Below are 18,901 nucleotides of genomic sequence, written 5' to 3'. Positions count from 1 at the left end.
TGACGCTCAGGCTTGCAGACGCAGCTCGGGCTCGTTGTCTGCCATGAGCCGGTTCAATGCGCGTTCCACGATAGGCGCCTGATCGAGCATCTGCAGCTCCTGGCGGCGCAGCATGGCCGCGACTTCCCGCTCGGACAGCACGAAGGCGTCGAAGCCTTCGCGGTTGGTGAACAAAAAGCGCGTACGCATCGGGCTGACCCAGCTCAGGCGGCAGCGGAAGGGCGGGGTGTCAGGAGACACCTTTTCAAACCACACGCCACGGGTCAGCAACTGCGCGTTGGCATCGAACTCATCCATCTGGCTCTGGTCCTGCTCCGCCAGCTTGATGGCGCGCCGCTCATCCAGCGCCTGCATGGCTTCCTCGCCCGCACTTTCTTCCAGTGCCGCACCTTGGGTGTCCAGGGGCGCAGCGGCCTTCATGCGGATGGCCAGCATGTGGGTGGCGATCAAGCGGCGTGTGAAGTTGCCACGGTCTTCGCCATCCCAGTGGATGCTGTCCAGCTCCGTGTTCAGGGTACGGACCAGCTCAGGCAGCAGGGCGACGAGTTTCTGCCGCTCCTCGCTGGTGGTTTTGGGCTGCGTGCTCCAGATCAGCTGGTCCATGATGTCCAGTGTGTGGTTCCAGTGGCCCGCATGGCTGTCTTCGGTCATCCAGGCCAGAGCAATCACTTGCCGCCACTGCATGGCAAGGAAAGGCTTGAGAAAGGGCGCCAATGGCAAATGGGCCGGCAGGGCAGTAATGCGTGCATGCACGATCTCGTCGGCATGGGCCAGCGCTGCGTTGAGCTGTTCCTGGTTGTTTTCTTTCTGTGTGACGGGCTCAATGTGCACATCCACCTGCTGTTCGCACTCGAACAGGAATTCGGTGAACTCCGCCAGCAGCACGGTAAAGAGTGCCAAGTCGTCATCAAACTCGTGCAACACCCGCTGAACGGTGCCTTCAATCCGCAGGTAGAGAGGATCCTGTTCGCCTTTTTCAGGTGTCCAAGTGACAGAGGCTGACGCCAAGGTGTCCACCAGTTTGCGGGCCGGGTGTTCAGTGCTCAAGAAGAAGTCGCGGTCCATCATGGCTGCGCGCAGCACCGGAATCTGCAGGCGCCCGATGATGACTTTGAGCTCTGCCGGAATAGCCCCATCCGCAAACACGTAGTCAAACACCTCGGCCAGTGCATCCACGGTGCCGCGGTCCAGCTCCTGGGCGTCCTGAAAAGCGGGTTGGGCCCGGAGTTGGCGCAACACGTTGCGGTGCGGAGCTGGTTCGCCTTCTGGCTGGTCGTCCTGCAAAAACTGGAACTGCGAGCCACGTCCTGCACCTGCTTGCATGGCGCCCAGGTATTGCAGCAAAGCGGGGTCCGCCGGAATGGCGATGCTCGAACCATGACCCGGTGCATCGCCGTCCTCGCCGGACATTTCAAACCCTTCCGAGCCGGCCGCAGGGGAGCGGCCTACACCCAAGCGCTGCAGGAAGTTGCGTACTTGTTGAACGATCTGCTGCCCTGTGGGCGCCAACGCGGCCCAAGCGGGGCGGTTGCCGGAATTTGGAGGCGCAACGGCCCCAGCTCCGGACCCGGCCGATGGTCCGGCTGCGACTGGGCTGCCGTTTTCTTGTGTTCCGGTCGGAGTTGCCTGATGGGCCGCTCCCAAGGGTGCGGGCGCAGACAAAGGGGCGAAATTGGAAGGTGAACTTGGCGCCTTGCGGATGCGGTGCACGGTGGTGGCTTGCACACCCGCCTGGGTCAGCATGGAATTCAGGTCGGCGTACAGCGGCTCGAGGTCGATGAAGTGACCGGGCTCCAGCGCGTCAACAAGATGTTCCGTGACTTGGGGATCCAACTCGCTCTTCTCCCATCCCAGCATGAATCCCTTGAGCAGTACCAGGGGGCGGAACGGGTTCTCGGACAAGGACACGGTTTCATTCCCGACCAGGGCAGCCAGCTTGGTGCTCAGCGCGGTCAAAAGGGGTTCAAACCGGTTGTTAAAGCGCTGAGCCACCCGGTCCAGCAACAAGATGCGGTGGACTTCATCCACATCAATGAGGCTGAGCGACATGCCGTCCAGAGTTTGACCTTGCGCCTGCACTGGGGCGGAAAGCTGGGACATGCCCGGCCACACCTGGGATATGTCTTCATGCAAGGACCGTTGCAACTCAAGGCGGTAGTTCTTGAGGAAGCGATCGGATTGGCGGTCCAGCAGCATGGAAGCAGCGCGCAAGTTCTGCCCGTGCATCATGGGCACTTTGCCATCCGCCAGATCCAGCAGATGTCCGCGCAGATGCTTGATTTGCTCCGCGTCGCGTTCTTCAAAATATCCCAGCGTTTTGCCGACCATGGCGCGCACCAGACGTTGCGCCCGGGCGCGTGTCTCGGGCGTGCTGTTGCCGGTATGTAATGACTGGAAGGCGCTCATGGACCAACGTTGGCGCGGGGGTAACGGAACCGACCCCCACGCACATTTATCTGGGTTTTGTCTGAGTGGGAATGATCGCACGGACCTGCCGTGTAGGGCAGGGGGCGGCCGGCGGTTTGAGGTCCTCCGGCCTTGCCGGACCACGATTTCTGGTAACCAGTTGTAATTGCTTACCGCTTTGCGGAAAAGCTCAGCTGGCGGGGAACCAGGTCAGCGCATCTCCATCTTTCCAGGCAGGCATTTTGTGCATGCAGCGGGCAAAGGTTTCAGACGCCTCAAAGGCCTGCAACCAGCCTTGAAGGGCGCTCCAAGGTTGCGCGGAAAACCAAACTGCATCGGTATGTGCGAATTGCCGCACGAAGGGAGCAATGGCAGCATCTGCCAAGCCCCAATGCGGTCCATGCAAGAAATCCTGCACGCTAAGTACCTCATTGATTGCTATTAAAAATATAGCGCCTTGCGCACGATTTTCATGCCCGTCAGGCAGATTGAAACGATGCGGGTATTTGTAGCGGTCAAGGTGTGGTTTGAACTCCCCATCGCAACGGGCGATGAGATTCAGGCTGCGCGCCAGTGCGTCCTCTGTGGCGGGCAGCCACATCAAAGGGTCATGGTCACGCAATACTTTGAGCATGATGTTCAGGCTCTGGTCTATGACTTCACCCCCTGCCAACACCATGACCGGTACGGTGCCCTTAGGGGACGCGGCCAGCAGGGCTGCAGGCTTGTCCTTGAGTACCACTTCCCGCAACTGGACGCGCGTGCCGCTGGCCAACAGGGCCAAGCGAGCGCGCATGGCGTAGGGGCAGCGGCGGAAAGAATATAGAACCGGCTCAGTCATGGCTTCATGCCGGCAGCGTCAGTCCGCGTGGGGCATGACGGCGCCGATATGCACCTGTTGCCGTGCCTTGGCCAGTTCCCATTGGCGCTGGCGTTCGCGTGCGCTGGCCTTTTGCGTGTCGGTGGTGTGCCCGTGGCAGCGGGGGCAGCTGACACCGGCTTCATACAGCGGGGAATCGGTGGCACCTGCCTCCAGAGGGTAGCGGCACGAACGGCACAGGCCATGCGGCCCCGGAACCAGCCCATGTCCTACCGAGACGCGCTCGTCAAACACAAAGCACTCGCCTTGCCAGAGGCTTTGTTCCGGGGGAATGGTTTCAAGGTACTTGAGGATGCCACCCTCGAGGTGATAGACCTCGTCATAGCCTTGCTCGCGCATGTAGGCGGTGGACTTTTCGCAGCGGATACCGCCCGTGCAAAACATGGCCACTTTGGGCTTCTTGCCGGAGCGCCCCAGCAGCTCGGATTGCTCGACCCACGCGGGCAATTCTGCAAAGCTCTTGATGCGGGGATCAATGGCGCCCGTAAAGGTGCCGATCTCCACCTCGTAGTCGTTGCGGGTGTCCACGACCACGACATCGGGGTCGGAGATCAAGGCGTTCCAGTCTTCCGGCTTGACATAGGTGCCGGCCATTTTGGTGGGGCTGATGCCGGGCACCTGCATGGTGACAATCTCTTTTTTCAAGCGCACTTTCATCCGGTAGAAGGGGGCTTTTTCAGAGAAAGATTCTTTGTGCTGAAGATCGGCCAGCAGTGGGTCCGCACGCAGGTAAGCCAAGACGGCATGGACATCGTCCGGCATGCCTGCAATCGTGCTGTTGATGCCTTCACGGGCCAGCAGAATCATGCCTTTGACCTTGCGGCTTTCACAAAACGCCAGCAGGGCCGCCTTGCGCTCGGCGTAGTCTGGCAGGTCAACAAACTTGTAAAAAGCGGCGGTCAGGTAAACGGGTTGGGACATGTCGTCATTGTGCCTTCAGAGGCGATCTCACCATAACAAAAGCCGCCGGACTGGGGAGTGCCGGCGGCTTGATTTCAGGCTGGGGGGCAAGCCCTCCGGACTTGAGAATCAGCTGAAAAAGCTCTTCAAACGATCGGTCCAGCTGTCACCGGACGGCGAGTGTTTGCTGCCGCCTTTTTTGAACGATTCATCCAGCTCCTTGAGCAGCTTGCGCTGATGCTCCGTGAGCTTGACCGGTGTTTCCACGGTGATGTGGCAATAGAGGTCGCCGGGGTAGCTGGAGTGCACACCCTTGATACCCTTGCCGCGCAGTCGGAACTGCTTGCCGGTCTGGGTGCCTTCGGGGATGTCGATCGCTGCTTTGCCCGCCAGCGTCGGCACATCGATTTCGCCACCCAAAGCAGCGGTGATGAAGCTGATGGGCACCGAGCAATGGATGTCATCGCCATCGCGCTCAAAAATGTCGTGCTTCTTGAGCCGGATCTCGATGTACAGGTCGCCGGGCGGGCCACCATTGGTGCCGGGTTCGCCGTTGCCCGCGCTGCGGATGCGCATGCCGCCGTCGATACCCGCCGGGATTTTGACTTCCAGGGTTTTCTGGCGCTTGATCTTGCCCTGGCCACTGCATGCATTGCAGGGGTCGGGGATGACCTTGCCGTTTCCACGGCAGGTGGGGCAGGTCTGCTGCACGCTGAAGAAGCCTTGGCGCATCTGCACGGAGCCGGCACCGTTGCAGGTGCCACAGGTCTTGACCTGGGTGCCGGGCTTGGCGCCGGTGCCTTTGCAGGTGTCGCAGTTGTCCCAGCTGGGGATGCGGATTTGGGCGTCTTTGCCGCGTGCCGCTTCTTCCAGCGTGACTTCCATGGCATAGCTCAAGTCGCTGCCACGGTAGACCTGACGTCCACCCCTTGCACCGCCGCGCTGCTGGCCGAACATGTCGCCGAAGATGTCTCCGAAGGCTTCAGCAAAACCGCCATAGCCCTCACCGCCGCCGCCACCCCGGTTGGGATCCACGCCGGCGTGGCCATACTGGTCATAGGCTGCGCGCTTCTGGGCGTCAGAGAGCATCTCGTAGGCCTCTTTGGCCTCTTTGAATTTCTCTTCAGCGGCTTTGGCGGCATCGCCCTGATTGCGGTCAGGGTGGTGTTTCATCGCCAGTTTGCGATAGGCCTTTTTGATCTCTTCTTCCGTGGCAGTCTTTCCGACGCCCAGAATTTCGTAATAGTCGCGTTTGGCCATGTGTCTCTTTTGCCTGGTTACAACAGAAAAGCCGCGTTGAACCCCGATTGGCGTTCAACGCGGCATCTTTGTGCTGCGCTAATGTGCCAGCTTAGCCTTTTTTCACTTCTTTGACTTCAGCGTCCACGATGTTGTCATCGTCCGCCGGTTTGGATCCCTGTGCGCTTTGTTCCGCGGCAGCAGGCTGCTCACCGCCTTCAGCGGCTTGCTTGGCTTGCATGTCAGCGTACATCTTCTCGCCCAGCTTCTGGCTTGCTGCCATCAGCGCTTCGCTTTTGGCTTTGATGGCGTCCTTGTCGTCGGACTTCAGGCTGTCTTCCACGTCCTTGATGGCCGCTTCGATCTTTTCCTTCTCGCCGGCGTCAAGCTTGTCGCCGTATTCGCCCAGGCTCTTCTTCACGCTGTGGGCGTTGGCTTCAGCTTCGTTACGGGCTTGTACCAGTTCAAGCTTCTTCTTGTCGTCAGCGGCGTTCAGCTCGGCGTCCTTCACCATTTGCTGAATTTCTTCTTCCGACAAGCCGGAGTTGGCCTTGATGGTGATCTTGTTTTCCTTGCCGGTGCCCTTGTCCTTGGCGCCCACGTGCAAGATGCCGTTGGCGTCAATGTCAAAAGACACTTCGATCTGGGGAGTGCCCCGTGCTGCGGGTGGGATGCCTTCGAGGTTGAATTCGCCCAGCATCTTGTTCACCGCCGCGATTTCGCGCTCACCCTGGAACACCTTGATGGTCACGGCAGGCTGGTTGTCTTCTGCTGTCGAGAAGGTTTGCGCGAACTTGGTCGGGATGGTGGTGTTCTTGGTGATCATCTTGGTCATGACACCGCCCAGGGTTTCGATACCCAGGGACAGGGGAGTCACGTCCAACAGCAGCACGTCCTTGCGGTCGCCAGACAAAACTTGACCCTGGATGGCAGCACCCACAGCCACGGCTTCATCCGGGTTCACGTCCTTGCGAGGCTCTTTGCCAAACAATTCCTTGACCTTTTCTTGTACCTTGGGCATGCGGGTCATGCCGCCGACCAGAATCACGTCGTGGATGTCGGATGCAGATACGCCAGCGTCCTTCAGGGCGGTGCGGATAGGCGCAATGGTGCGCTCGATCAGCTCTTCCACCAGGGACTCCAGCTTGGCGCGGGTCAGCTTGATGTTCAGGTGCTTGGGACCGGACGCATCTGCGGTGATGTAGGGCAGGTTGATGTCGGTTTGCGAGCTGCTGGAGAGTTCGATCTTGGCCTTTTCAGCGGCTTCCTTCAGGCGTTGCAGGGCCAGCACGTCCTTGGACAGGTCGACGCCTTGTTCTTTCTTGAACTCGGTGATGATGAAGTCGATCACGCGCTGGTCAAAGTCTTCACCGCCCAGGAAGGTGTCGCCGTTGGTGGACAACACTTCGAACTGCTTTTCACCATCGACGTCTGCGATTTCGATGATGGACACGTCAAACGTGCCGCCACCCAAGTCGTACACGGCGATCTTGCGGTCGCCCTTTTCATTCTTGTCCATACCGAATGCCAATGCAGCCGCGGTAGGCTCGTTGATGATGCGCTTGACGTCCAGACCGGCAATGCGGCCAGCATCCTTGGTGGCTTGGCGCTGTGCGTCGTTGAAGTACGCAGGCACAGTGATCACGGCCTCGGTGACTTCTTCGCCGAGGTAGTCTTCGGCGGTCTTCTTCATCTTGCGCAGCACGTCAGCGCTGACTTGCTGGGGCGCCAGCTTGTTGCCACGTACTTCCACCCATGCGTCGCCGTTATCGGCAGCGGCAATGGTGTAGGGCATCAGGTCGATGTCTTTCTGGACTTCTTTTTCAGTGAACTTGCGGCCGATCAGGCGCTTCACCGCGTACAGGGTATTTTTGGGGTTGGTCACGGCCTGGCGCTTGGCGGATGCGCCCACCAATACTTCACCGTCTTCCTGGTACGCAATGATGGACGGGGTGGTACGTGCGCCTTCGGCGTTTTCGATCACTTTGGGCGTGTTGCCTTCCATCACAGCGACGCAGCTGTTGGTGGTTCCCAAGTCAATGCCGATGATTCTTCCCATGGTGTACTCCTAAAACTCTAAAAATTCAGATGTGGATAAGGTGTGGGCTACTCAAAACGTTTCAAGGGCCCACAAGCTCAAAAAATACGATCAATCCGGTCAGCTGGTTGTGCGCTGTCGCACTTACTTGGGTGCAGACACGGTGACCAAGGCCGGGCGCAACACGCGGTCGGCGATGGAATATCCCTTTTGCAGCACATTGACCACGGTGTTGGCTTCCTGCTCGGAAGGCACCACGCTGATAGCCTGGTGCTGATGCGGGTCGAACTTGGTGCCGGCAGCTGGTGCAATGGCGATCACTTTGTTGCGCTCAAGAGCCGCGACCAATTGGCGCAGGGTGGCTTGGGCGCCTTCGCGGATCTGCTCGGGGCTAGCGTCTTTGATTACCAGACCGGCTTCCAGGCTGTCAGCCACGGGCAGCATGCTCTCAGCAAAGCTTTCCACGGCAAACTTGCGGGCTTTGGAGATTTCGTCCTCTGCGCGGCGGCGGGCGTTTTCGGCTTCGGCTTTGGCGCGCAAGAACTGGTCGGCCAGTTCGGCGCTCTTGGCTTTCAGGGTAGCCAGCTCAGCCTGCGCGGCGGTCAGCGCGTCGACTTCGTTGGCAGCCGCAGCCGCCAGAATTTCTTCGGGGCTTTGGGGGGCGTCTGTGGCCGGGGTGCTGGGGGTGCTTGGGGTATCTGACATACGGTTCAATCCGGTTGAATGCGATTGCGCCCTAAATGGCGACGCATAACCATGTTTTCAAGGGGGTCTAGCCGGATATCTTTGCGATATCCGGTCAAATTCACTGAAGCAGGCAGAAGTTGGCGGGATTAGCCGCGAACGCCCAGCAACTCCACATCGAATTTCAGGGTGGCATTGGGAGGGATCACGCCACCTGCGCCCCGGGAGCCGTAGCCCAATGCTGCGGGGATGATCAGGGTGCGGGCACCGCCGACCTTCATGCCGGCCACGCCTTCGTCCCAACCGCGGATCACCATGCCGGCGCCCAGGTGGAACACGAACGGATCGTTGCGGTCTTTGCTGGAGTCGAACTTGGCACCTTGAACGCCATCGTTGTACAGCCAACCGGTGTAGTGCACGGTCACGCTTTGGCCTTTTTTAGCTTCGTCGCCGGTACCTTCAATCGTGTCTTCAAACTGGAGTCCGCTGGCAGTAGTAGGCATAGTCACATCCTTTTGCTATAAAAATAGGAGCTGGCCGCGCATGCGCGATGGGCGCCGGCGGCCGGAAAAACCCTAAATTATGCCCCACGCAAAAAAAAGACAGGCATAGCCTGTCCTGTGGTGCACAGGCCGCGATGCGGCCGGGCGGGGTTTATTTGGTCTTTTTGGCTTGTGCGGTCGACCACTTCACGGCAAACGCCTGCAGGTCGCCCAAACGCTTGAGCAAGTCAGCGCCTGCGGCGGTGACCACGTAGCCATCGGAGCCGTGGGTGAGGAGGCCTGCTTCGCGCAGTTCCTTGATACGGGTGTTCAGGGTGTTGGGGGTGATGCCGCCAACGCTGTCCTGCAAAAGGCGGAAGGTCTGGGCATGGCCGTCGCGCAAGGCCCACAAAACGCGTATCGCATAACGGGATTCCAGCAATTCCAACAGTTGTCCCACTGCGACCGTTTCTTTTGCACTCATTACCTTGCCCTTTGTTGTTGGTACTTTTGGTTCCGTCGGTTCGGCGGCGTCGGGCCACCAAATCGAAATCGAGGGGAAACTATAGCGCAGTTTTTCGGCTGCTACAAGTTTCATAGCTGTTAACGCATGTAAACAGGGCGTCACCCCTACAAATTGCCGAAGTGGCGTTTATGTCGTGTCTGTACTTGTCACTCATCGACTCGGGTGCTATGGTTGCCGGTTAGCATCGCGTGATCGACTTTTCCGGAGGCAGCCGCACCATGACTTTCAACTTTGAACAGGTTCACAACTACTACGAGCGGCTGGTGTTTGAAGAGGTGGTGCAGCGTGCAGCCCTGTACCCGGAGTTCACCAATGACATGCTGGCCGACGTGTCTTGTGTTGCCTTGAACCGCCTGCCGGCCCGATATGTCCGTCACGATGTGGACATGATGTTCTACCTGACTGAACAGGAGCGCCAGGCGATCGAGCTGTCCCTCGAAGAAGTGCTTTCTTTTGCGTTTCGCTTCGTGGGCGAGCGCAGCGCCAAGACGGCACCTGAGGCGTAAATTCCGAGGGCAAGGCTGGCGCCTTGCCCTCATCCTAGAAAGTCGCCAGCACTTTTTGCAGCAGCGCGGCGCTCACCGAGGGTAACTGGCCGAACCAAGCCTCAAAGGCCGGGCGTGCCTGGTGCAAAAGCATCCCCAAGCCACTCACCGTGGGGTTACCTCTCGCAGCAGCGGCTGCCAGCAGCGGGGTCTCCAGCGGCACATACACAATGTCTGATACGAGCGCAGACTCGGGCAAAGCGTCCAAACGCAGGTCCAGCGCCGGTTGACCATGCATGCCCTGGTTGGTGGTGTTCACCAACAGGGCTGTACCGGCCAAAGCATCGTGTCGTTCAGACCACGGTACGGCTGCCACGCGGGGGCCGAACTCTTGTGCCATGTCCACCGCTTTGTGGTCGCTGCGGTTGGTCAGGCGAATGACCGGCACACCTTCATCCAGCAGGCCGACGATCACGGCGCGTGCAGCACCACCGGCGCCCACCACGCAAGCGGGCCCATCAGCCGGCTTCCAACTGCTGCCGGCCTCGTACAGACTCTGGATAAAGCCAAACGCGTCGGTGTTACGCCCGCTCAAGCTGCCGTCCGCGTTCACCACGATGGTGTTTACCGCTCCGATTCGCTGCCCCAAAGCATCCACGTGGTCGACGATGTTCATCGCGTCCACTTTGTGGGGGATGGTCAGGTTGCATCCCGCAATACCGAGAACGGGCAGGGCGCGTAGGGCTTGCTCCAGCTTCTCGGGTTGCACGGGCAGGAGCACGTAGGCACCGCGCAGGCCGTGTTCAGCGATCCAGTGGCTGTGAATGACGGGTGAGCGGGAGTGGGCCACAGGCCAGCCCATGACACCGGCAAGCCGGTACGGTTGATCGTTAGCCATAACAGGTCGGATAAACGGGAAGTGAAATCGGTACTATCAAAAAAATAGCGCCCCGCGCACATCGCATGTGGGCTGGGGCGCTAAATGGCTTGAAAGCCGCAGAGCTTTACAGCGTGTCGGTGAAGCTGCGCAGCTTGTCCGAACGACTGGGGTGCTTGAGCTTGCGCAGCGCCTTGGCTTCGATCTGGCGGATGCGCTCGCGGGTCACGTCGAACTGCTTGCCCACTTCTTCCAGGGTGTGGTCGGATGTCATTTCAATACCGAAACGCATGCGCAGCACTTTGGCTTCACGCGGGGTGAGACTGTCCAGAATGTCCTTGACCACATCGCGCAGGCCGGCTTGCATCGCAGCTTCCATGGGCGCGGTGTTGGCGCTGTCTTCGATGAAGTCGCCCAAGTGGCTGTCGTCGTCGTCACCGATCGGCGTTTCCATGGAAATCGGCTCTTTGGCGATCTTCATGATCTTGCGAATCTTGTCTTCCGGGATCTCCATCTTCTCAGCCAAGACAGACGCATCGGGTTCGAAACCGAACTCCTGCAAGTGCTGGCGACTGATTCGGTTCATCTTGTTGATGGTTTCGATCATGTGCACCGGAATGCGGATGGTGCGCGCCTGGTCCGCAATAGAGCGGGTGATGGCCTGACGGATCCACCAAGTGGCATAAGTCGAGAACTTGTAGCCGCGGCGGTATTCGAATTTGTCCACTGCCTTCATCAAACCGATGTTGCCTTCCTGGATCAAGTCCAGGAACTGCAGACCGCGGTTGGTGTACTTCTTGGCAATCGAAATCACCAAACGCAAGTTGGCCTCGATCATTTCCTTCTTGGCTGCGCGGGAAGCGTATTCGCCTTCGTTCATGCGCTTGTTGATGTCTTTGAGCTGGTCCAAAGGCACCACCACTTGCGCTTGCAGGTCGATCAGCTTTTGCTGCAGGTCCTGTACCGGTGGAATATTGCGGCCCATGACGGCTGCCCAAGACTTTCCGGACGCTGCCTGCTTCTCGATCCACTTCAGGTTCAAGAGGTTGGATGCCACCTTGTTGCCGGCCTTGTCGCGGCCGCTGAAGTCGGCAATGAAGTTTTCCTGCGGGTAACCGCACTTGTCCACGATGATGCGGCGCAGTTCGCGTTCCTTCTTGCGCACGTCATCCACCTGGGCGCGCACCATGTCGCACAGCTTTTCAATCGCCTTGGCGGTGAAGCGGATGGTCATCAGCTCGTCGCTCAGGGCCTTTTGTGCTTTCACGTAGGCTGGAGTGCCGTAGCCTTCCTTGTCGTAGACCTTGTGCACCTTCTCAAAGAGCTCGCGCATCTTGTCGAAGCGCTCGAGCGCCTGCTTCTTCAGCTCTTCCAGCTTCTTGGTCAGCGCCTTGGAGCCGCCCTTGCCGTCGTCATCGTCGGCTTCGTCGAATTCGTCGAAGTCTTCTTCGGCCACATAGTCGTCGGCTTCGTTGGGGTTGGAAAAACCGTCCACGATGGTGGTGATGACGACCTTGCCTTCTCGGATTTCCTCGCCCAGGCGCAGGATCTCGGCGATGGTGGCGGGCGATGCGGAGATCGCCTCCATCATGTCCATCAAGCCGCCTTCGATGCGCTTGGCAATTTCAATTTCGCCTTCGCGGGTCAGCAGTTCCACGGTACCCATTTCGCGCATGTACATGCGCACGGGGTCGGTAGTGCGGCCGAATTCCGAGTCCACGGTGGACAGAGCAGCTTCGGCTTCTTCTTCTGCTTCTTCCACTGTTGCGGCGGTGGAGACGTTGTTGTTCAGCAGCAGGGTTTCCGCATCCGGGGTCTGCTCGTACACCGCCACGCCCATGTCGTTCAACATGGAGATCACGACTTCCAGGGTTTCGGCATCCACCAACTTGTCGGGCAAGTGGTCGGAGATTTCGCCGTGGGTCAGGTAGCCACGGGTCTTGCCCAAGGTAATCAGGGCCTTCAGGCGCGCACGGCGCTTGGCCATGTCTTCTTCGGACAAGACGGTCTCGTCCAGACCGAATTCCTTCATCAAGGCGCGTTCTTTCGCCTTGCTGATCTTCATCCGCAGGGGCTTGACCTTTTCGCCGGGCGCCGCTGCGGGTTCAGGCTCACCCACCAAATCCGCTTCAATATCCGACATGTCCATGTCGTCACCGCTGGGCTCGGCAGCCGCTGCCTTGGGCTTGCGGCCGCGCTTGGCGCCGGTAGTGGCTTTGGCAGGAGCGGCAGATTCGTCTGCGGCTGCTTTGGCCGGCCGGCCGGCTTTCTTTTTGGCGGGCGCTTCTGCTGCGGCGAGCAGCGCGTCTGCGGCTTCTTTCAATTGGGCGGCTTTGGATTTCGGTGCGGTCACTGCGGGAGCTTTCTTTTCGGTTTTGGCGGCGGCCTTGCTGGCAGACTGAACAGGCTTGGCGGATTTTGAAGCGGGCATGCAGAAACCTCAGGTCAACAAAAAACTAACAAACGACAGGACAGGTGCCGGCTACGTTACGCACAAGATGCGAAGTAGTGGCAAGGCAGGGAATCAGATTCCCCGTTGGCAAGATGGGAGGGCGATCATTTGGAGTGCAGTCCTTGCGGTAAGGTGGCCGTTTGTGAGTGGAGTTTCACGGTGGCCTGGCCCGGAGGTGCTGCTGTCGCTCTTGCCGAAACAATCTGACATTATAGTTGTGATTCAAAAATAAAGAGTCGTTGGATGAAAAACAGATGGACCCAATGCCTACGCGGCGCCTTGTTGGCCTGCCTGGTGGGCGTGGCCGGTTGGGTGCAATCTGCAGGTCCGCCGGTGGAGCTGACGGCGCTCACCGAGCAATTGCCGCCACTGAATATGGAAGTGGACGGCAAGGTCACGGGTTTTTCCAGTGAGTTGCTGGACATGATTGCAGCGGACGCCGGCATAACCGTTCGCAAGCAAGCCCTACCATGGGCTCGTGCCTATGACCGTGCCCTGCGGCAGAGTGACACTCTTATCTACTCCATGGTCCGCACACCCGAACGGGAGAGTTTGTTCCGGTGGGTGGGGCCCATCAGTCCGCGCCGCATCGTGCTGTACCGCTGGGCAGACCGCAGTGACATCGTGCTCAAAACATTGGATGATGCGCGGCCCTACCGGATTGGCTCCACCCTTGAGTCTGCGGCCACCAAGTTGCTGGAAAAGCAGGGTTTTGCGCCCATTCCCGCCACGGATGCGGCCGGCGGTGGATTGGAACTGGGCGTGAATGACGAGGCGAACATGCGCAAGTTCATTGCCAAACGGTTTGATTTGCTGGTGTCGCTGGACTGGGCTGCGGCGCACAACGCCAAAAACGCCGGCATGGACCCCGCCTTGCTGGTACCTGCGTTGGTGCTGGATGATTCGGCTGCCTATTGGTTCGGTTTGAATCCCGGTATTTCGCCGGAGATTGCCAAGCGCCTGGATCAGGCCTTGCTCAAGTCCAAGGCGGACGGGCGCTACAACCAGCTGCGCCAGAAATACCTGCCGAAAAACACCCGCTAGCGCTGCCTAGCTGTCCGCAGCGGTGGGTTGCAGTAGCTTGACCAGTTCCTTTTTGCGGTCCATGAGCACCCGCAACTGCCCCAGATTGACCGGGTCGGTGGCGAGGGTCCGCATCTGGGCATCCAGGCGGTCCAGCAGCATGCGGTTGAGCAGGTCACGCAACTCGGGGCCGGACTCACTCAGGGGCTCCGAGGCCAGCACGGGGCCGGCGGTGAGGCGCTGCACCAGGTCTTCGGCCGGGTGCCCCACGATTTCTTCTTTCAAGGTACCGCGCGACACCGGCCCGTGCTCATGCAACTGGCTTTCCAGCCAAGTGAAAAGCTCGCCATGGGGTGCCGGCAGCTCGCAGAGCAGGCCGTGGTCTTCGCTGGAAAGAATGTCCCACAACTCGCTGTGGTTGAGCAGAATGCGGGCGGCCAGGTCCGGCCGGCTGTCCAGCTTGGCCAGCGGGCCAGCGGGGCGCGCTTCGCGGTTGCCGAACTTGCTCCCTTTACCGGACCACTTGCCTTCCCATTTACCGTCGCCCTTGCCACGGGGTGTCCAGCCTTCTTTTTTCCACTCGGTTTTCTTTTTCCATTCGTCCTGCGGAATCCAGGGCTCTGAGAACTCTGCCGGCTCTTCATAAGCAAAGTGCTCGCCGTCCGGGTCGAACTCCGCTGCGGGGGCGGCTTCGCGTTTGCGCCGTGGCGCTTCCGCAGGCGCGGGCTTGGCTGTACCGTGGGCCCACAGCGTACCCAGCTCGGTGCTGCCCAGTTGTACCAGTTGGGCGATCTCACTTAGCAACTGGAGCTTGAGGGCGCCATCAGGCAGCTGGTTCCACAGAGGCTTGGCGTTGCTGGCCATACGGGCCCGGCCTTCGGCAGTGCTCAGATCGCAGGCGTCCTGAGCCGACTCCACGAGAAATCGGCTCAGCGGCGTAGCCTTGGCCACATAGTCAGCAAAGGCCTCTTTGCCGTAGGCGCGGATGAAGCTGTCCGGGTCGTGCTCGGCAGGCAGGAACAAAAACTTGATGCTGCGCACATCGGACGCAAAGGGCAGCGCGCCATCCAGCGCCTTGCGGGCAGCGCGTCGACCTGCGGCGTCTCCATCAAAGCTGAACACCACAGCGTCTGTGAAGCGAAACAGCTTTTGCACATGGTCGTTGGTGCACGCCGTGCCCAGCGTTGCCACGGCATTCGGAAAGCCCAGTTGGGCCAGCGCCACCACGTCCATGTAGCCCTCGGTCACCAGCACATAGCCGTGCTCGCGCAAGGAGCTGCGTGCTTCAAACAAACCGTAGAGCTCACGCCCTTTGCTGAAGACCGGGGTCTCGGGGGAGTTGAGGTACTTGGGCTTTTCATCGCCCAGCACGCGCCCGCCAAAGCCTATGCACTCGCCCTTGATGTTGCGTATGGGGAACATCACGCGGTCCCGGAAGCGGTCGTAGCGTTTCTCGTCGGCACCGTTTTCCGCTTCGTGAAGGATGACCAGGCCGCTTTCCACCAACAGCGGGTCGGTGTACTCGGGGAAGATGCTCGCCAGATTGCGCCAGCCTTCGGGGGCATAGCCCAGCCCGAACTGCTTGGCCACTTCGCCGGAAAGGCCGCGGCCCTTGAAATACTCAATCGCCCTGGGCGACTCCTTGAGGCCACGTTTGTAGGCGTCACAGGCTTTTTCCAGCACGCTGGTCAGGGTGTTCTGCTTCTCGCGCTGGGCCTGGGCGCGGGCGCGGTCCTGGGGGCTGCCTTCTTCTTCGGGCACCACCATGCCGAATTGGCCGGCGAGGTCTTTGACCGCTTCGATGAAGGTCATGCCGGCGTGGTCCATCAGGAAGCCGATGGCATTGCCGTTCTTGCCGCAACCGAAGCAGTGGTAGAACTGTTTGGCCGGGCTCACCGTGAACGAGGGTGACTTTTCCCCGTGAAACGGGCACAGGCCCATGAAGTTGGCACCGCCCTTTTTGAGCTGTACATAGCGGCCCACGATCTCCACCACGTCTGCACGCGCGAGCAGTTCCTGGATGAAGCTTTGGGGGATGGCCATGGAGCGATTGTAGGGAGGTACGCAATGTCGGCGCCTCGTCCCGGGTGTGTTAGACCGACGTTTTTGCTATCAATTCAGAAGCTGCTCGCGCATATTCCACGAGCGCCAGAGCCTGATTTCATAGGGGATTGAAGGCTCAGTCACCCAACACAATTCCTTCACGCCTCGGGTCGGCCCCGCCGAAATAGCCCTCGGCGGTGCGTTCAATAGCCTGCAGGCCGCTGGGCATGGGCACCTCCAGCACCGTGTGGCCGCGGGTTTTCAGGGCTTGCACCGTGGCGGCATCAAAGCGGCCTGCCTCCAGCAGGGTGGGGCCGTTGAGCGAGCCGAAGTTGGGCAGGTCTATGGCCTGCTGGGCGTTCAGGCCCCAATGGAGCTTGGCATACAAGGTTTTGGCTGTGAAGTGGATGATGAGCGCGCCGCCCGGGCTGCCGCCGCTCATCAGCAGCTTGCCGCTGGCTTTGTCGAACACCAAGGTGGGCGACATGCTGGAGCGTGGCCGCTTGCCCGGCTCTACCCGGTTCGCCACGGGCCGGCCGTCGGTACCTGTGGGGCTGAAACTGAAGTCGGTTAGCTGGTTGTTGAGCAGGAACCCGCCGGCAAGACCTACCCGGCGGTTGACCATCTGGCGAGAACCCCAAGCATCTTCAATCGTGGTGGTCATGGCCACGGCGTTGCCGTAAGCATCCACCACCGAGATGTGCGATGTGCCGTATTCGATCTGGTCCGGCATGGGGGCGTAGCTCAGCGGGGTACCCGCGGGCTGGCCGGGCAGAGCCATTTGCATGCTCTTGCCTTGCGGGCTGCTGTCGATCAGTGCAGCGCGGTTGCGCAGATAAGCGGGGTTCAGCAAGCTGGTCCAAGTGCCACCCGGAGCTTGCACAAAGGCGGGGTCGCCCAGGTACTGCGCACGATCGGCAAAGGCCAGGCGCGCAGCTTCGGTGTAGAGGTGCAGCCAATCCGCCGTGGGCAGCCCTTGGGCCAGTGGCAAGCTGGAGGCGGGGGTGCTGTCCAGCATGCGCAGGATCTGGCCGATCGCAATGGCGCCCGAGCTGGGTGGCGGCATGCCGCAGATACGCACCTCGCGCCCCGGCGCTGTGGCATTTGTTGCGCGGTAGTCAAAACACAGCGGTTCGCGCACCACCGGGCGGTAGCCGGCCAGGTCTTGTGTAGTCATGCTGCCCGGGTTGGAGGGGTGGCCTTGCACTTTGGTGGCGATGGCTTGGCCTACCTCGCCCTGCATCAGGGCAGACGGGCCGCGGTCCGCAATGCCTTGTAGCACCGCAGCCAGCTCCGGGTTGCGCAGCACATGCCCCGCAGGCCAGGGTTTGCCGGCCGCGTCATAGAAGTAGGCCGCGGCCACCGGGTCTTTTTTCAGATGCGGTTCCACAGCCAGCAAAGCCGCCATGCGCGGGCTGACCGCAAAGCCTTGCGTGGCCAGGGTGATGGCCGGCTGGAACAGGCTGGCCCAAGGCAGCTTGCCGTGTTGTGCGTGGGCCTGTGCCAGCATGGCTACTGCACCGGGCACGCCCACCGAGCGGCCGCCCACTACTGCGTCCGTGAACTTCAGCGGTTGACCCTTATCGTCCAGAAACAGGGCGGGCGTTGCGGCCGCGGGGGCGGTCTCTCGGCCATCGAAGGCCTGGGTGGTTTTGCCGTCGAAGTGCAGCAGGAACGCACCGCCCCCGATGCCACTGCTTTGTGGCTCCACCAGCGCCAGCACCATTTGCACGGCAATGGCCGCATCCACCGCGCTGCCGCCTGCGGCCAACACCTGGCGGCCCGCGTCGGTGGCCAAAGGGTTGGCGGCGGCAACCGCATAGTTGCGCGTGGCCCAGCCCGGCTTGGTGCTGCTGCCGGTAGCCGCTTCCGGCTGAGCCGACGGGGCGATGTAGTTCAGAGGGACAGGTGTCGGACCGGTTGCACAGGCGGCAAGCAGCGCGGCCGCTACCAGAGAGGCAAGCGTGCTGAGAGTTTGGTGGCGAGTGGGCATAGGGCCTCTGGCGGAGCAAGACAAGTTATTTGGCCTTGGGTACGCGACCCAGCAGGTAAAACTCCGGGTTGGGCAGCATGCCGGTCACATTGGCCATGCGGTTGGACAGGCCAAAGAAGGCGGTAATGCCTGCAATGTCCCAGATGTCTTCATCGTCAAAGCCATGCGCGTGCAGGGCGGTGAAGTCTGAGTCTTCCACGGCATGGCTCTCCAGACAGACCTTCATCGCAAAGTCCAGCATGGCGCGCTGGCGGGGCGTGATGTCGGCCTTGCGGTAGTTGACGGCGACCTGGTCGGCAACCAGCGGTTTCTTTTCATAAATTCGCAGGATGGCGCCGTGCGCCACCACGCAGTAGAGGCAGTGGTTGGCCGCGCTGGTGGTGGTGATGATCATCTCGCGCTCGCCCTTGGTGAGGCTGCTGCCCTCGCGCAGCATGAGGGCATCGTGGTAGGCAAAGAAGGCGCGCCATTCGGCAGGGCGTCGGGCGAAGGCCAGGAACACATTGGGGATGAAGCCGGACTTTTCCTGCACCTCCAGAATTTTGACCTTCAAGTCCTCAGGCAGGGTGTTGAGGTCGGGCAAGGGGTAGCGTGTGGAGGGGCTGGTCATGGGTCGTCCCGGGTCGGTTTTTGATTGTGGCTATGGCCATCATGCTTTTTATTGCTTTTACAGCAGCGTAGCGGCTCCGTACCATTCATCCTACTGCGGCAGGCGACTGTTCACCACCGCAGAAACCTTGAACCCGAACTCAGGAGTGAACCCTCATGAAACACCTCAAAACCAGTGCCGGCATCGTCATCAATGGAATGGGCTTGATCGTGCTCTTGTCGCACCTGGGACAGTGGCACGCGGGCTAACATGGGGCTTTTCCC

The 18,901-nt window shown here is 60.4% G+C and carries 15 protein-coding genes; 2 read left to right on the top strand and 13 right to left on the bottom strand.

Features of this window, described 5'->3' with window-relative positions:
- Positions 1-6: 6 nt before the first annotated feature.
- The 8 genes from ACOAP0_RS02715 to ACOAP0_RS02680 all read right to left on the bottom strand — a co-directional run bounded on the left by ACOAP0_RS02715 (position 7) and on the right by ACOAP0_RS02680 (position 9,113).
- Positions 7-2,406: a DUF1631 family protein gene (locus ACOAP0_RS02715; protein ID WP_498375694.1), complete on the bottom strand. Its 2,400-nt coding sequence runs from the start codon at positions 2,404-2,406 to the stop codon at positions 7-9.
- Positions 2,407-2,596: 190 nt separating this feature from the next.
- Complete coding sequence (locus ACOAP0_RS02710) at positions 2,597-3,247, bottom strand: glutathione S-transferase (RefSeq protein WP_498375695.1); 651 nt, start codon at positions 3,245-3,247, stop codon at positions 2,597-2,599.
- Positions 3,248-3,265: 18 nt separating this feature from the next.
- The gene (trhO, locus tag ACOAP0_RS02705) at positions 3,266-4,207 is read right to left on the bottom strand and encodes an oxygen-dependent tRNA uridine(34) hydroxylase TrhO (RefSeq protein ID WP_498375696.1); all 942 of its coding nucleotides are present in this window, start codon (positions 4,205-4,207) and stop codon (positions 3,266-3,268) included.
- Positions 4,208-4,315: 108 nt separating this feature from the next.
- Complete coding sequence (dnaJ, locus tag ACOAP0_RS02700) at positions 4,316-5,446, bottom strand: molecular chaperone DnaJ (protein ID WP_498375697.1); 1,131 nt, start codon at positions 5,444-5,446, stop codon at positions 4,316-4,318.
- Positions 5,447-5,537: 91 nt separating this feature from the next.
- The gene (gene dnaK / locus ACOAP0_RS02695; protein WP_087494375.1) at positions 5,538-7,484 is read right to left on the bottom strand and encodes a molecular chaperone DnaK; all 1,947 of its coding nucleotides are present in this window, start codon (positions 7,482-7,484) and stop codon (positions 5,538-5,540) included.
- Between the two features lie 123 nt (positions 7,485-7,607).
- Positions 7,608-8,168, bottom strand: coding sequence for a nucleotide exchange factor GrpE (gene grpE / locus ACOAP0_RS02690; RefSeq protein ID WP_498375698.1), 561 nt, complete (start codon positions 8,166-8,168; stop codon positions 7,608-7,610).
- 128 nt (positions 8,169-8,296) lie between these two features.
- Positions 8,297-8,656 (bottom strand): FKBP-type peptidyl-prolyl cis-trans isomerase, encoded by a 360-nt coding sequence (locus ACOAP0_RS02685; RefSeq protein WP_087494373.1) that lies wholly within the window; start codon positions 8,654-8,656, stop codon positions 8,297-8,299.
- Positions 8,657-8,801: 145 nt separating this feature from the next.
- The gene (locus ACOAP0_RS02680) at positions 8,802-9,113 is read right to left on the bottom strand and encodes a winged helix-turn-helix transcriptional regulator (RefSeq protein ID WP_087494372.1); all 312 of its coding nucleotides are present in this window, start codon (positions 9,111-9,113) and stop codon (positions 8,802-8,804) included.
- A gap of 260 nt (positions 9,114-9,373) precedes the next feature.
- Between ACOAP0_RS02680 and ACOAP0_RS02675 the strand changes: the two genes are divergently transcribed.
- A complete protein-coding gene (locus ACOAP0_RS02675; protein WP_498375699.1) occupies positions 9,374-9,661 on the top strand; it encodes a late competence development ComFB family protein in 288 nt (95 codons plus the stop codon).
- Between the two features lie 34 nt (positions 9,662-9,695).
- Here ACOAP0_RS02675 and ACOAP0_RS02670 read toward each other — a convergent pair whose 3' ends face one another.
- Together ACOAP0_RS02670 and rpoD are read right to left on the bottom strand one after the other, a co-directional pair.
- Positions 9,696-10,538, bottom strand: a complete 843-nt coding sequence (locus ACOAP0_RS02670) for a shikimate dehydrogenase (RefSeq protein WP_498375700.1) — start codon at positions 10,536-10,538, stop codon at positions 9,696-9,698.
- Positions 10,539-10,644: 106 nt separating this feature from the next.
- Positions 10,645-12,948: an RNA polymerase sigma factor RpoD gene (gene rpoD / locus ACOAP0_RS02665; protein ID WP_087494370.1), complete on the bottom strand. Its 2,304-nt coding sequence runs from the start codon at positions 12,946-12,948 to the stop codon at positions 10,645-10,647.
- A 264-nt stretch (positions 12,949-13,212) separates the two neighbouring features.
- Here rpoD and ACOAP0_RS02660 point away from each other — a divergent pair, with 264 nt between their 5' ends.
- On the top strand, positions 13,213-14,013 hold the full coding sequence (locus ACOAP0_RS02660) for a substrate-binding periplasmic protein (RefSeq protein WP_498375701.1): 801 nt from the start codon (positions 13,213-13,215) through the stop codon (positions 14,011-14,013).
- Positions 14,014-14,019: 6 nt separating this feature from the next.
- On the opposite strand, the gene dnaG is transcribed toward ACOAP0_RS02660, so the two are convergent.
- The 3 genes from dnaG to ACOAP0_RS02645 form a co-directional block, all read right to left on the bottom strand.
- Entirely contained in the window at positions 14,020-16,035 is a 2,016-nt protein-coding gene (dnaG, locus tag ACOAP0_RS02655) for a DNA primase (protein ID WP_498375702.1), read from the bottom strand.
- A 136-nt stretch (positions 16,036-16,171) separates the two neighbouring features.
- Positions 16,172-18,028: a gamma-glutamyltransferase family protein gene (locus tag ACOAP0_RS02650; protein ID WP_498375703.1), complete on the bottom strand. Its 1,857-nt coding sequence runs from the start codon at positions 18,026-18,028 to the stop codon at positions 16,172-16,174.
- A 25-nt stretch (positions 18,029-18,053) separates the two neighbouring features.
- Entirely contained in the window at positions 18,054-18,638 is a 585-nt protein-coding gene (locus ACOAP0_RS02645) for a peroxidase-related enzyme (protein WP_498375704.1), read from the bottom strand.
- Between the last annotated feature and the right edge of the window lie 263 nt (positions 18,639-18,901).

Source organism: Curvibacter sp. Hmag1.1 (genome assembly GCF_059769165.1).
Note: the sequence above shows the minus strand (reverse complement) of the source record. Positions and strands in the feature narration are given on the sequence as shown.